The following is a 13,303-nucleotide window of genomic DNA, read 5'->3' as shown; positions in this document are numbered from 1 at the left end:
CGACGAGACGCCGGAATTCACGCTTCTGGAGCGTCCTGACTTTCGGATACCTCGGAAATTCCGCGCACGGCGCAGTTAGATAGGTGGAAACGCCGCCGCAGCATAAGTCCTGACGGTTCCTAGCGGTAGACTGTTGGGAGCTTTTGTAGACGGTGACAGAACCGCCTCAACGCAACCCCAAGGAGACGCGTCCAACGTGGCTGCCCAAGACAAGAACGCTCCGGCCGAGTACGGCGCCGATTCCATCAAGGTACTCGAAGGTCTGGAAGCGGTCCGCAAGCGACCCGGCATGTACATCGGCTCCACCGGAGAGCGGGGTCTGCACCACCTGATCTGGGAGGTCGTGGACAACGCGGTCGACGAGGCGATGGCGGGTTTCGCCACCAAGGTCGACGTCCGGATCCTCGAGGACGGTGGTGTCCAGGTCACCGATGACGGTCGCGGTATCCCCGTCGCCATGCACGCCACCGGTATCCCGACCGTCGACGTCGTGATGACCGTGTTGCACGCCGGCGGCAAGTTCGAAGAGGGCGCCTACCAGGTGTCCGGCGGTCTGCACGGTGTCGGCGTCTCCGTGGTGAATGCGCTGTCCACCCGGCTCGAGGCCGATATCCACAAGGACGGTTTCGAATGGCACCAGACCTATGACAAGTCGGTGCCGGGAACGCTGCGTCAGGGCGAGCCCTCCAAGAAGACCGGGACCACCATCCGGTTCTGGGCGGACCCGGACATCTTCGAGACCACCACCTATGACTTCGAGACGATCGCGCGGCGGCTCCAGGAGATGGCCTTCCTCAACAAGGGCCTCACCATCGAGCTGACCGACGAGCGGGTGACACCCGAGCAGGTCGTCGACGAAATCGTCAGCGACCACGCCGAGGCCCCCAAGTCGGCCGAGGAGAAGGCCGCCGATGCCGCAGCTCCGCAGAAGGTGAAACACCGGACATTCCACTACCCCGGCGGCCTGGTCGATTTTGTCAAGCACATCAACCGCACCAAGACCGCGATTCAGCCCAGCGTGATCGACTTCGAGGGTAAGGGCCCCGGTCACGAGGTCGAGATCGCGATGCAGTGGAACGCCGGTTATTCGGAGTCGGTGCATACCTTCGCCAACACCATCAACACCCACGAGGGCGGCACCCACGAAGAGGGTTTCCGTGCGGCGTTGACCACCGTGGTCAACAAGTACGCCAAGGACAAGAAGCTGCTCAAGGAGAAGGACCCCAACCTCACCGGGGACGACATCCGTGAGGGACTGGCCGCTGTCATCTCGGTGAAGGTGTCCCAGCCGCAGTTCGAGGGTCAGACCAAGACCAAGCTGGGTAACACCGAGGTCAAGTCCTTCGTGCAGAAGATCTGCAACGAGGAACTGCAGCACTGGTTCGACGCCAACCCCGCCGAAGCGAAGACCGTTGTGAACAAGGCGGTTTCGTCGGCGCAGGCCCGCATCGCCGCGCGCAAGGCGCGCGAGTTGGTGCGCCGCAAGAGCGCCACCGATATCGGCGGGCTGCCGGGTAAGCTGGCCGACTGCCGCTCGACAGATCCGAGCAAGTCCGAACTGTATGTGGTGGAGGGCGATTCGGCCGGTGGTTCGGCCAAGAGCGGCCGCGACTCGATGTTCCAGGCGATCCTGCCGCTGCGCGGCAAGATCATCAACGTCGAGAAGGCGCGTATCGATCGGGTGCTGAAGAACACCGAAGTCCAGGCCATCATCACCGCGCTGGGCACCGGTATCCACGACGAGTTCGACATCGAGAAGCTGCGCTATCACAAGATCGTGCTGATGGCCGACGCCGATGTCGACGGCCAGCACATCTCCACGCTGCTGCTGACCCTGCTGTTCCGGTTCATGAAACCGCTTGTGGAGAACGGACATATCTTCCTGGCGCAGCCACCGCTGTACAAGCTGAAGTGGCAGCGCAGCGAGCCCGAATTCGCCTACTCCGACCGCGAGCGTGACGGTCTGCTCGAGACGGGCCGAGCCGCAGGCAAGCGGATCAACCCCGAGGACGGTATCCAGCGCTACAAGGGTCTCGGTGAGATGGACGCCAAGGAACTGTGGGAGACCACCATGGATCCCAGCGTGCGGGTGCTGCGTCAGGTGACCCTCGATGATGCCGCCGCTGCCGACGAGCTGTTCTCCATCCTGATGGGCGAGGACGTCGAAGCGCGCCGCAGCTTCATCACTCGTAATGCCAAAGATGTTCGCTTCCTTGATGTTTAACGGCTAAGGAAAAATTTCTCAATGACTGACACCACCCTGCCGCCGGGCGACGAAGCCGGCGACCGCATCGAACCTGTCGACATTCAGCAGGAGATGCAGCGCAGCTACATCGATTACGCCATGAGCGTCATCGTCGGCCGTGCGCTGCCGGAGGTGCGCGACGGTCTCAAGCCGGTGCACCGACGCGTGCTCTACGCGATGTTCGACTCCGGGTTCCGGCCCGACCGCGGACACGCGAAATCGGCGCGTTCGGTCGCCGAGACCATGGGTAACTATCACCCGCACGGTGATTCGTCGATCTATGACACCTTGGTCCGGATGGCCCAGCCGTGGTCGCTGCGCTACCCGCTGGTCGACGGCCAGGGTAACTTCGGCTCGCCGGGTAACGATCCTCCGGCCGCCATGCGCTACACCGAGGCTCGGCTGACGCCGCTGGCCATGGAGATGCTGCGTGAAATCGACGAGGAGACAGTCGATTTCATCCCGAACTATGACGGCCGGGTGCAGGAACCGACCGTGCTGCCCAGTCGGTTCCCCAACCTGCTGGCCAACGGCTCGGGCGGTATCGCCGTCGGAATGGCAACCAACATCCCGCCGCACAACCTGCGTGAGCTGGCCGAGGCGGTCTACTGGTGCCTGGAGAACCATGAGGCCGACGAGGAAGCCACCCTGGCGGCGTGCTGCGAACGGGTCAAGGGTCCGGACTTCCCCACCTCGGGTCTGATCGTGGGGTCCCAGGGCATCCACGACACCTACACCACCGGTCGCGGATCCATCCGGATGCGCGGTGTAGTCGAGATCGAAGAGGATTCGCGCGGGCGTACCTCGATCGTCATCACCGAGTTGCCCTACCAGGTCAACCACGACAACTTCATCACCTCGATCGCCGAGCAGGTGCGCGACGCCAAACTGACCGGGATCTCGAATATCGAGGACCAGTCCAGCGATCGTGTGGGTCTGCGAATTGTGGTGGAGCTCAAGCGCGATGCCGTCGCGAAGGTGGTGCTGAACAACCTCTACAAGCACACCCAGCTGCAGACCAGCTTCGGCGCCAACATGCTGTCCATCGTCGACGGGGTGCCGCGCACCCTGCGCCTGGACCAGATGATCCGCTACTACGTCGAGCACCAACTCGACGTGATCAACAGGCGTACCCGGTACCGGCTGCGCAAGGCCAATGAGCGGGCCCACATCCTGCGTGGTCTGGTCAAGGCGCTCGACGCCCTCGATGAGGTCATCGCCCTGATCCGGGCCTCCGCCAACGCCGATATCGCCCGGCAGGGCCTGATCGACCTGCTCGACGTCGATGAGATCCAGGCCCAGGCCATCCTCGACATGCAGCTGCGTCGCCTGGCCGCCCTGGAACGGCAGCGCATCGTCGATGATCTGGCCAAGATCGAGGCCGAGATCGCCGACCTCGAGGACATCCTGGCCAAGCCGGAACGGCAGCGCGCCATCGTCCGCGACGAGCTCAAGGAGATCGCGGACAAGTACGGCGATGACCGACGGTCGCGCATCGTGCCCGCCGACGGTGAGGTCAGCGACGAGGATCTGATCGCCCGCGAGGACGTGGTCGTCACGATCACCGAGACCGGCTACGCCAAGCGCACCAAGACCGACCTCTACCGCAGCCAGAAGCGCGGCGGTAAGGGCGTGCAGGGTGCCGGGCTGAAGCAGGACGACATCGTCAACCACTTCTTCGTGTGCTCCACGCACGACTGGATCCTGTTCTTCACCACGCAGGGTCGGGTGTACCGGGCGAAGGCCTACGAACTCCCGGAGGCATCCCGCACCGCACGCGGCCAGCATGTCGCCAATCTGCTGGCCTTCCAGCCGGAGGAGCGCATCGCCCAGGTCATCCAGCTACAGACCTATGAGGACGCTCCGTACCTGGTGCTGGCCACGCGCAACGGTCTGGTCAAGAAGTCCAAGCTGTCCGACTTCGACTCCAACCGCTCCGGCGGCATCGTCGCGGTGAACCTGCGTGACGGTGACGAACTGGTCGGCGCCGTGCTGTGCTCGGCCGAGGACGACCTGCTACTGGTCAGCGCGAAGGGGCAGTCGATCCGCTTCTCGGCCACCGACGAGGCGCTGCGGCCGATGGGTCGCGCCACCTCGGGTGTGCAGGGGATGAGGTTCAAGGAGGACGACCGCCTGCTGTCGCTCAACGTCGTGGAAACCGACAAGTACCTGCTGGTCGCGACGGCGGGTGGCTACGCCAAGCGCACCGCCATCGACGAGTACACGGCGCAGGGCCGCGGCGGCAAGGGCATCCTCACCATCCAGTACGACCCCAAGCGTGGCAGTCTGGTGGGAGCGCTGATCGTCGACGACGAGACAGAGCTGTACGCCATCACCTCGGGCGGGGGCGTCATCCGGACCGCGGCACGACAGGTCCGGAAGGCGGGTCGCCAGACCAAGGGGGTCCGCTTGATGAACCTTGGTGAGGGCGACACACTGATTGCGATTGCGAGGAACGCCGAGGCCGGCGACGAGTCGGACTCGGAGGTTTCAGAGGCCGAGGCCGAGTCCGAGACCGCCGGTGGCGAGGCCGACGCAACGTGATGGCGCAGCCCGCCCAGGGCGTGAGACAAGGAGTCGCAAGGTGACCTCACCGAACGAGCCCGGCCACCCGGCACCCGCCGGGTCACCGGGTGCGTCACAGCCCGACGGCGGCGCGCCCGCCCGCCGGGCGCAGGGCGCCGAGAACAGCGATGTCCCGCCCTGGCAGCGGGGTCAGGCCAACCGCGCCAACAACCCGCCCCGCCAAGGTGAGCCGCCCCGGCCGCCGGCCCGCTCCCCCGGTGCCGACGCCAGGGTCGGGCAGTTCCTGTCCGGGACCGCGGTGACCCCGCCTCGTGAGACCCGCGAAACCGAGGTCGTCCCGACCAGGACCGTGGAACAACGGCCCGAGAATTACGCCAGCGAGCTGCCGGATCTGTCCGCGCAGGCGCCCCGCCAGGGACGCCCGCCGGCCCCGGCCGCCTCTGATCCGCGTCCGTCGGCCCCGGCCGGGCGGGTGCAGGTCGCCAAGAAGCATCAGGGTCCGGTGCGGGCCAGCATGCAGATCCGTCGTATCGATCCGTGGAGCACCCTGAAGGTCTCGCTGGTGCTCTCCGGTGTCATGTTCTTCGTCTGGATGATCGCGGTGGCGTTTCTGTACCTGGTGCTCGGCGGCATGGGTGTCTGGACGAAGCTGAACAGCAATGTCGGTGATCTGCTGACCAGTGACAGCGGTACCGGCGGTGAACTCATCTCCAGTGGAACGATTTTCGGTGGCGCGACCCTGATCGGTCTGGTCAACATCGTGCTGCTGACGGCGATGGCGACCGCGGGTGCGTTCATCTACAACCTGATCACGGATCTGGTCGGCGGCGTCGAGGTCACGCTGGCAGATCGGGACTAGATGCTCGCGGTTTGGGCGATGGGCAGTGCTTACGGTAATCTCGTCGCTCGGCCCCAGTGGTCGTACGGGCCTATAGCTCAGGCGGTTAGAGCGCTTCGCTGATAACGAAGAGGTCGGAGGTTCGAGTCCTCCTAGGCCCACAGAAGGGTTGGCACCATGAAGTTGGTGATCGTGGCGGTGATCGCAGCGATCACCGTGGTGGTCTACCGGTCCCGACACGGCGTCGAGGTCTGGCACACCATCGACGAACAGCCCTCCTAACCCCGTAAAGGGGCCTTAGCTCAGTTGGTAGAGCGCTGCCTTTGCAAGGCAGATGTCAGGAGTTCGAATCTCCTAGGCTCCACAATTCACTTCTATGCCGACAATCCCGACACCTGACGGCCGCCGACTCGACTACCGCGAGTACGGCCCCGCTGACGGGACACCGCTGAGCTTTCTCCCGGGCGTCGGGTGCGGACGGTTGATGCGGTTCGGCAGTGACGCACTGCTCGAGGACCGTGGGGTTCGGAGCATCTCCGTCGACCGGCCGGGCCTGGGTGCCTCGACCGCCGACCCGCACGAGACCCTGGCCTCGGTGGGTTTCTCACAACGGAGCCCGTCGCGGTGGTCGCCAACTCGCAAGGCGCCCCGTTCGGACCGGCACTCGCCCGCCACGAGGAGGTGCGTGCGCTGATCCTGGTCTCCCCCACCGACGATCTCGGCCATTCCCCAACGACCGCACTCCTGGGCACACTGCACCGGGCCTTCGTCGAAGACGTCGCCGCCGACCCGGTCGCCGCGGAGCGCCAGCTGAGTGATTTCACCGCCGAAGATCTATACAGAATGATTCTGAGCGGCTACCCGGACTCGGACACCCCGGTCTATGCCCAGCCCGACTTTCAGGCCAGGCTCCCGGCCACCCTGCGTGACGGCTTCGCTTCCGGCGCTGCGGGTTACGCGCGGGACACGGTGCTGGCGACGTGTGCGTGGCCGGCCGAACTGTTCGATCAGCGTGCGCCGGTGACGACCCTGTACGGGCGCGACGTCGACGCGCACTGCCCTGACCACGCGGTCACCTTGGCGGCGCGGATCGGCGCGCAACTCAAGCCGCTCGAGGGGTGTCGGCGGGTCGCTGCCGTGGAAGCACCGGGAGCGGGTCCTCGACTTGGTGCATCCCGGGCCTGATCCGCGGGCTTAGGCTCGGACGATGGGGAAACTTCGGGTCGCCGTCGCATTGTCGAGCCTCGCGATATGCACTGCCTGCAGTTCCACGGACGGCCAACCGATCGCTGCCGAGCCCACCGGGTCGAGCGCCACAGCACAACCGACGTCACGCCCCGCGACGCCCTCGGAGCAGCCGACTCCGACGGGCCCGCAGATCGGCACCGCGACCATGCAGGTGCGCGGCGGCACCGGCCCGGTCACCCTCACTTACCGCATCAACGGGGAACCGGAGGTGACCGAGACGAACGTGACCTTGCCGTGGGAAAAGCAGTACCCGGTCTACGACAAGATCGAGACCTCGGTCACCGCCGACGGCGGGGACACCGAACTCATCTGCGCCATCATGATGGACGGCAATCTGGTCTCGTTCAAGACCGAGCCGCGGCCCACCTGCGGCTTCGCCCATTACGGTTGATATAGATCGAGTTGGTCCTTCTCAAATGCCTCCGGAGGTGTCAGGAAGGGATCTGTAACTGATTCCTGGGGTCCGCGTGTTGTCGCACGAGGGAGTTCCTGACACCCCGGAGGTGTTCTGTGTCTGTGCCATGTGCTCCAGTCACGTCGTCCACGATCGTCGTTGCTGTTGATGTCGGCAAGACCTCGGCGTTGTTCTCAGTGACTGATGCTGCGCGTCATCTGCTGGTCAGTCCGACAGAGTTCACGATGAACGGCTCGGGCCTGGGTGACGCGGCGGCGAGTGTGATGGCGGCGGTTCCGGTGTCGGGGCAGGTCAATCCCGCCCATGTCGCCGACACCACAGCATCCCCAACGCGGATGCCGATCCACCACGCCCATCCCAGGCCTTGACACCACCTACAGCCAGTGGGGCTGGCCCCGTTTTCAGCTGTCCTTGACGGGCAATTGACCGGAAGCGAGCGCGGAACCGCCCACCGACAGGGTTGTCCGGCAGCCCGCACGGCTGTAAGCCGTTGCGCCGAAGGGAATTTAGTACGTCTCAGCATGAGAGGCAGGCCAGACCGAACTCGGTCTGGCCTATTTCTGTGTTGGAAGGGTCCGTGAGAAGTCGATCGTCACCAGCGGCACCGGTCGGTGGATCGTCTGCTGGAACTCCGCGAGCAACGGATTGTGCTGCCGGACCCAATCGGCGAACTCGTCATACTCGGCACCGGTCAGTGGGCGCGCCAGAGCGGGGCGCACCTGATCACCGACCTCGACAATGACGGCGGGGTTCGCGCGGATGTTGTGAAACCAGTCCGGATCTCGGTCCTCCCGGAACGAGCTCAGGTACAGGGTTCCGTCGCGATAGTTCGGCGCCAGCGGTACCACGCGGGCCGCGCCGCTGCGGGCTCCGGTCGTGGTCAACAGGATCAGCGGAACGCTGTCGTAATCACCGCCGACATGTCCCGCGTTGGCGCGAAACTCGGCTATGACATCGCTGTTCCAGCTCGCCGGATCCCGGTGGGGTTCCTGATTCCACGGGGCGTCCGGATCGTGGTAGCCCATCTCGCCGTTGCTCACTGCTGCGCGTCGCAGACTCTGGGCAGTGCCGCGAGCAGTGTGTTGTGGACGTAGGACAGTTCCGGGGTCGGCTCCCACCCTGGCGACGCGTCGACGCTCTCGGTCCAACCGGTATCGGTGTCGGCTCCGCCGTATTGGTAGACCCACCACAGGTTGCGCCATGGATCGAGGAAGCGGGACAGCACATCGCCGAAGAAGTCGGTAGGGCGGGTGATGATCTCCGCGCCGGCCGCGACCGCGCGGCCCAGCACGACATCGACATCGTCGACGTAAATCTGGAGCAGCACTGGGGTGAACGGCCACCCGGGCTTTCGTTCGGCGAACATCACGGTCGTGCCGCCGATCTGAAGCTCGGCGTGGAGCAGTAGTCCGTCGTCGTCGATGGTGCGGGCGTCGAGGCGCTCGACGCCGTCGAATACCGTCGTCAGGAATCGGATCAGGCCGTCTGCGTCACGAGTGACGATGAATGGGTTGATGGTGGCGAAGCCGGGCGGTGTGGCGGGAACTACTGGCACGGGGCTGTCCTTTCGTCCAGGCCAGTTGATCGCGGCACGCGGGTGAACTTCTTGAACGAGAACGACACATTCCCACCCGGATCAGTCCTGGCGTCGACGCTGGGCGGCAATTATCGCGGCCGGCGTCTGACCTCGGATCAACCGCAGGGCGCGCGTCAGGTGGGGCTGATCGGCGAAACCCGCACCGGCGGCAGCCTCGGCAGGTGTGTGCCCGCTCTGCAACAGCAGGTAGCCGAGTTGGGCGCGATGAAGCTGTTCGACCTGCCCAGCGGTCAACCCGACCGTACGACGATAGCGGCGCTGCCAGGTGCGTGCCGAAGCGCCGATCCGGTCACCGTCGAGCGCCTTGCGGACCTCTTCGTCGACCAGGAGCCCGCCGTGCTCGGCCAGGTGATTCACCCAGTCCTCGAGTTCGGTGTAGTCCGGTATCGGCCATCGGTGCTCGCCGAGGGTGACGTGCTCCTTCGAGATCGGCAGGTTCACCGTCTCGCCGAGGAGGGCGCGTTTGGGGACGCCGGGAACTGCCACGTACGCGGCGAGCTCAACACCCCAATACCGTTCGCCAAGGTGCCCGTCGACCGTCCGGCCACGCAGGCTCGGACCGTCCAGTTCGGCGGCCGGCGTACCGTCCTGGCGCCGGATGAAGGACAGGCCCCAGTACTCGGACCCGGTCACGGGGTAGCGCCCGGGACGGTCCACCTGCGCACGCCAGAGTGTACGGACCAGAGCGGACCGTCCTGGCTGTTCTTCCCACACCCGCAGAACATACCGACCGACGACCCCGGCCGGAACAGTGCCGTCCGACGATCTACCGGGATACCTTGCTGTGCTGCGGCTTTCGGCTGACCGACGCCGCTCAGCTGTACGTGACGTGCACCTGCCGGATCTGCCCCTCGGACGGGAACGGTGCGCGCTCCCGGTAATCCAACGACACGGGTGATCCGAGGCACGTCCCGATGTCCAGGCAGTCGTTCGCGGTGAACAGCAGCGGTGCCGATACCGGCACCTGGCCTGCGGCCACCTCGGTTCCATCCACGGACAACGTCATGTCCAGCGGACCGCCCGGCCGCACCTCGGCGTACCGGGTGTCCACGACGATGGTGTGTCTGCCTGGCGAAACGGGTTGCGTCGACCGAATCTTGGTGCGCATCAGGATGAACAGGTTGTACTCGTAGCAGAGGAACCCGTCGTCCAGATAACAGGTCAGCCCGCCCGCCGCGGCGCCGAGGGCATACAACACCCCACTGCCGGCCGCCGGGACATCCACATCGATGGTCACGGTGTTGTCCTTGTTCCCCAGTGCGGGCGCGCAGAATTCGGGCATCCGCACCATGTCCCCGGCGAACGTCCACTCCCGGTATGGCGGCGCGATCCGCAGTTCCGGGTGGTACACCGGTACCCAGAGTCCACCACCAACGGGCAGCACGGCGTTGCGGGCGGCCTCGATGGCGAACAACTCGCGCAGTTGGGCCAACTTATCGGGTTCGTCAGCGGACACGTCATTGGCCTGCGACCAGTCGGTGTCCAAGTGGTACAGCTCCCAGCGGTCCTGATCCGGCGTCCAGGTCGCGATGCCTTCCGGCGCGCCCGGAACCCACGGCAGCCGCGGCCCTCGCGCACAGGCCAACCAACCGTCATCGTAGATGGCCCGGCTGCCCATGATCTCGAAGTACTGAGTCTTCCTGCCGCCCAGTGCATCTCGGTCGACAAGCGTACGGGCGAAGCTGGCGCCGGCGATCGGGATCTGCTGCTCCCCGGCCACGGTCCGAGGCGGCTCGATGCCCACCACGTCGTAGATGGTCGGGACGATGTCGTTGCAGTGCAGGAAGACGTCACGGGGTACCGGATCCGCGGTGACCCGCGCCGGCCAACGCACCGCCAACGGATTGCGGGTCCCGCCCAGATGCGAGGCCAGCAGCTTCATGCCCTTGTACGGCGTGCTGCCCGCCCACGCCCAGCCGGCGTGGTACTGGTTGTCCACCAACGGTGAGCCCAACACGTCGAGGCCGCCCAGCTCGTCCAGGGCGTCGATATGCTGACGCACGGTCGTGGGAATTCCGTTCTGCGCCAACAGTTCCGCAATCGTCCCGTTCTGTCCCTCACCGGATGAACCGTTGTCACCCCAGATGTAGAAGAACAGGGTGTTGTCGCCGTAGCCGAGCTCGTCGAGCTCATCGGAGATCCGCCCGACCTGAACGTCCACATGCTCGGCGTAACCGGCGGCGACCTCCATCAGCCGCCGCTGGAAGGGCTTCTCGTCCTCGGGAATGTCATCCCACGCGGCCAGGGTCTCATCCCGGGCGGTCAGCGCACAGTCCTGCGGAATCCATCCCTTGTCCTTGGCACGGGCAAAGACACGCTCCCGGTACGCATCCCAGCCGTCGTCGAACTTGCCGGCGTACTTGTCCGCCCATTCCTTCATGATGTGGTGCGGTCCGTGCAGGCAGCCACTGGCCCAATACATGAAGAAGGGTTTGTCGGCATTGAAGGCCTTGTGCCGGCGCAACCAACCGATGGCGTCATCGGCCAGATCCTCCGACAGGTGATACCCCTCCTCGGGTGTCTTTGACGGTGCGACGACGGTGGTGTTGCGCACCAGGTGCGGCTCGTACTGCGACGCCTCACCCGCCAGGAACCCGTAGAAGTACTCGAAACCCAGTCCGGTGGGCCAATTCTCGAACGGACCGGCTGCGGTGGTCTCCTCGGCCGGGGTGTTGTGCCATTTGCCGAACGCCGACGTCGCGTAACCGTACTGCTTGAGTACCTCGGCGACGGTGGCGGCTGACCGCGGGATCTTGCCCGAGTAGCCGTCCCAGTCGTTGGCCAGCTCGGCGATCTGTCCGTTGCCGATCTCATGGTGATTGCGGCCGGTCAGCAGTGAGGCCCGGGTCGGGGAGCACATGGCCGTAGTGTGAAAACGGTTGTAGGACACGCCTTCCGTACAGAAGCGGTCCAGCGTCGCGGTGTTGATCTCGCCGCCGAATGCGGTGGGCAGCCCGGGCCCGGCATCGTCGATCAGCACGATCACGATGTTGGGGGTGCCCTCGTGCAACCGGCGCGGGACCTCACGTTGCGCGTAGCTGGACTCACCCAAGGTCCGGCCGGCCACACTGGCCGACGGAACCGGCGGGAACGGCAGGACGCCGCCGTCCGGAAGCTTCGGTGCCACGACGTCTGCGGTCATCCCGGGATCCTCTCAGCGCACGAAATGTCCCATAAGTGATACACCGCGCGCCGCCCGGCCGCGTCAGGGTTTGGGTGTGATCTCCACACTCGGCGGCAGCGTCGAGGGCTCCGGCCGCATGGAGCGGCGCACGATGGAGAACGTCACCGCGCCGACGGCCAGCACACCGGCACCGGCGAGCACCAGGACCACCGGCCGTGGGCGCCGCTTGGGACGGCGGGCGTTCTGCAGTGCCTGCGGCAGGCTGGTGATGACCTCCTGGGCCGCCGCGAGCTCGGTGGCCACGACCTCCTGGGCGTTCTCCAGATCCGCACGCAGCTTGCCGCTGCGGTACCGGTCGCGTAACCAGCCGGCCGAGGAGCCCACGGTCTGCGCGGTGATACCGACCGCTCCCCTGGTCATGTCGACCGGCCCCACCGTCGAATACTTCAGGCCGCGGCTGAACCGCTCGGCAGGAGTCAGTTGTACGGCGGTCGTCTTCGCGCTCATGGCCGCAAGCCTATTCGTGCGGGGGCGGCGTCGGTCGCCGAACTGTGAATGGCAGACTGAAATCCGTGACGAGCCCAATTCAGACAGCGACCGCGACGCTGCACACCAACCGTGGCGACATCAAGATCGCCCTGTTCGGCAACCACGCCCCCAAGACGGTGTCCAACTTCACCGGCCTGGCGCAGGGGACCAAGGACTACAGCACCGAGAACGCCACCGGCGGTTCTTCGGGACCGTTCTACGACGGCGCCATCTTCCACCGCGTCATCGACGGCTTCATGATCCAGGGTGGCGACCCGACCGGTACCGGTCGCGGTGGCCCGGGTTACCAATTCGCCGACGAGTTCCACCCGGAACTGCAGTTCGACAAGCCCTACCTGCTGGCCATGGCCAACGCCGGACCGGGCACCAACGGGTCGCAGTTCTTCATCACCGTCGGCAAGACCCCGCACCTGAACCGTCGGCACACCATCTTCGGTGAGGTCGTCGATCCGGAGTCGCAGAAGGTCGTCGACGCCATCGCCACCACCGCGACCGATCGCGGCGACCGGCCCACCGAGCCGGTGGTCATCGAGTCGATCACCATTTCCTGACTTTTCCCTCAGAGCGCACGTTCGCCGGGCAGCCGGCGAACGTGCGTTTTCTTTGTGGTGGGGTCGGTGTGTCGGGTGCAGACCCGCACGCTCGCCAGAAGGGGGGGCAGGGCTAGCTGGCTGTAGGTCGAGTCAAGGGGTGTGGAGGCCGTAGTGGGTCGACGCCCCAAGGCCGGGCGTGTTTTCGTGCGGTCGGTGGTGCTGCTGGGT

At 65.6% G+C, this 13,303-nt stretch carries 11 protein-coding genes, 2 tRNA genes and 1 pseudogene; 9 read left to right on the top strand and 5 right to left on the bottom strand.

All coding sequences use genetic code 11. The annotated features are described in order from the left end of the window. Positions 1-196: 196 nt before the first annotated feature. The 8 genes and pseudogenes from gyrB to ACLBYA_RS30330 all read left to right on the top strand — a co-directional run. Entirely contained in the window at positions 197-2,224 is a 2,028-nt protein-coding gene (gyrB, locus tag ACLBYA_RS30365) for a DNA topoisomerase (ATP-hydrolyzing) subunit B (protein ID WP_447713188.1), read from the top strand. A 21-nt stretch (positions 2,225-2,245) separates the two neighbouring features. Further along, a complete protein-coding gene (gyrA, locus tag ACLBYA_RS30360; protein ID WP_447713187.1) occupies positions 2,246-4,789 on the top strand; it encodes a DNA gyrase subunit A in 2,544 nt (847 codons plus the stop codon). A 40-nt stretch (positions 4,790-4,829) separates the two neighbouring features. Continuing rightward, positions 4,830-5,630: a DUF3566 domain-containing protein gene (locus ACLBYA_RS30355; RefSeq protein WP_447713186.1), complete on the top strand. Its 801-nt coding sequence runs from the start codon at positions 4,830-4,832 to the stop codon at positions 5,628-5,630. A 66-nt stretch (positions 5,631-5,696) separates the two neighbouring features. Further along, positions 5,697-5,770 (top strand) — tRNA-Ile (locus ACLBYA_RS30350). A 130-nt stretch (positions 5,771-5,900) separates the two neighbouring features. Further along, positions 5,901-5,973: transfer RNA gene (locus ACLBYA_RS30345), tRNA-Ala, on the top strand. A gap of 260 nt (positions 5,974-6,233) precedes the next feature. Further along, positions 6,234-6,794 (top strand): hypothetical protein, encoded by a 561-nt coding sequence (locus ACLBYA_RS30340; RefSeq protein WP_447713185.1) that lies wholly within the window; start codon positions 6,234-6,236, stop codon positions 6,792-6,794. A gap of 22 nt (positions 6,795-6,816) precedes the next feature. Next, positions 6,817-7,248, top strand: coding sequence for a hypothetical protein (locus ACLBYA_RS30335; RefSeq protein WP_447713184.1), 432 nt, complete (start codon positions 6,817-6,819; stop codon positions 7,246-7,248). 119 nt (positions 7,249-7,367) lie between these two features. Continuing rightward, positions 7,368-7,574 (top strand): annotated as a pseudogene (locus ACLBYA_RS30330) (IS110 family transposase); the annotation flags it as partial. A gap of 252 nt (positions 7,575-7,826) precedes the next feature. Here ACLBYA_RS30330 and ACLBYA_RS30325 read toward each other — a convergent pair. From ACLBYA_RS30325 to cwsA, 5 genes are all read right to left on the bottom strand, one after another. Further along, entirely contained in the window at positions 7,827-8,312 is a 486-nt protein-coding gene (locus ACLBYA_RS30325; RefSeq protein WP_447713183.1) for a nitroreductase/quinone reductase family protein, read from the bottom strand. After that, positions 8,309-8,827, bottom strand: coding sequence for a VOC family protein (locus ACLBYA_RS30320; protein WP_447713182.1), 519 nt, complete (start codon positions 8,825-8,827; stop codon positions 8,309-8,311). The genes ACLBYA_RS30325 and ACLBYA_RS30320 overlap by 4 nt, the downstream gene beginning before the upstream one ends. 81 nt (positions 8,828-8,908) lie before the next feature. Then, positions 8,909-9,526 (bottom strand): helix-turn-helix domain-containing protein, encoded by a 618-nt coding sequence (locus tag ACLBYA_RS30315; RefSeq protein ID WP_447713181.1) that lies wholly within the window; start codon positions 9,524-9,526, stop codon positions 8,909-8,911. 157 nt (positions 9,527-9,683) lie between these two features. Further along, positions 9,684-12,011, bottom strand: a complete 2,328-nt coding sequence (locus ACLBYA_RS30310) for an arylsulfatase (RefSeq protein ID WP_447713180.1) — start codon at positions 12,009-12,011, stop codon at positions 9,684-9,686. 63 nt (positions 12,012-12,074) lie between these two features. Then, complete coding sequence (gene cwsA, locus ACLBYA_RS30305; RefSeq protein ID WP_447713179.1) at positions 12,075-12,500, bottom strand: cell wall synthesis protein CwsA; 426 nt, start codon at positions 12,498-12,500, stop codon at positions 12,075-12,077. 56 nt (positions 12,501-12,556) lie between these two features. Between cwsA and ACLBYA_RS30300 the strand changes: the two genes are divergently transcribed. Next, positions 12,557-13,093 carry a peptidylprolyl isomerase gene (locus tag ACLBYA_RS30300; RefSeq protein ID WP_447713215.1) on the top strand — a complete coding sequence of 179 codons (537 nt, stop codon included), beginning with the start codon at positions 12,557-12,559 and terminating at the stop codon, positions 13,091-13,093. Positions 13,094-13,303 lie beyond the last annotated feature (210 nt).

It is taken from the genome of Mycobacterium sp. C31M, assembly GCF_053345865.1.
This window is presented reverse-complemented; position numbering and strand designations above follow the sequence as displayed.

Excerpts from the sequence above, each read along its gene's own strand:
- gyrA (WP_447713187.1), top strand. The coding sequence starts at position 2,246 with ATGACTGACACCACCCTGCCGCCGGGCGACGAAGCCGGCGACCGCATC.
- ACLBYA_RS30335 (WP_447713184.1), top strand. The coding sequence starts at position 6,817 with ATGGGGAAACTTCGGGTCGCCGTCGCATTGTCGAGCCTCGCGATATGC.
- ACLBYA_RS30310 (WP_447713180.1), bottom strand. The coding sequence starts at position 12,011 with ATGACCGCAGACGTCGTGGCACCGAAGCTTCCGGACGGCGGCGTCCTG.
- cwsA (WP_447713179.1), bottom strand. The coding sequence starts at position 12,500 with ATGAGCGCGAAGACGACCGCCGTACAACTGACTCCTGCCGAGCGGTTC.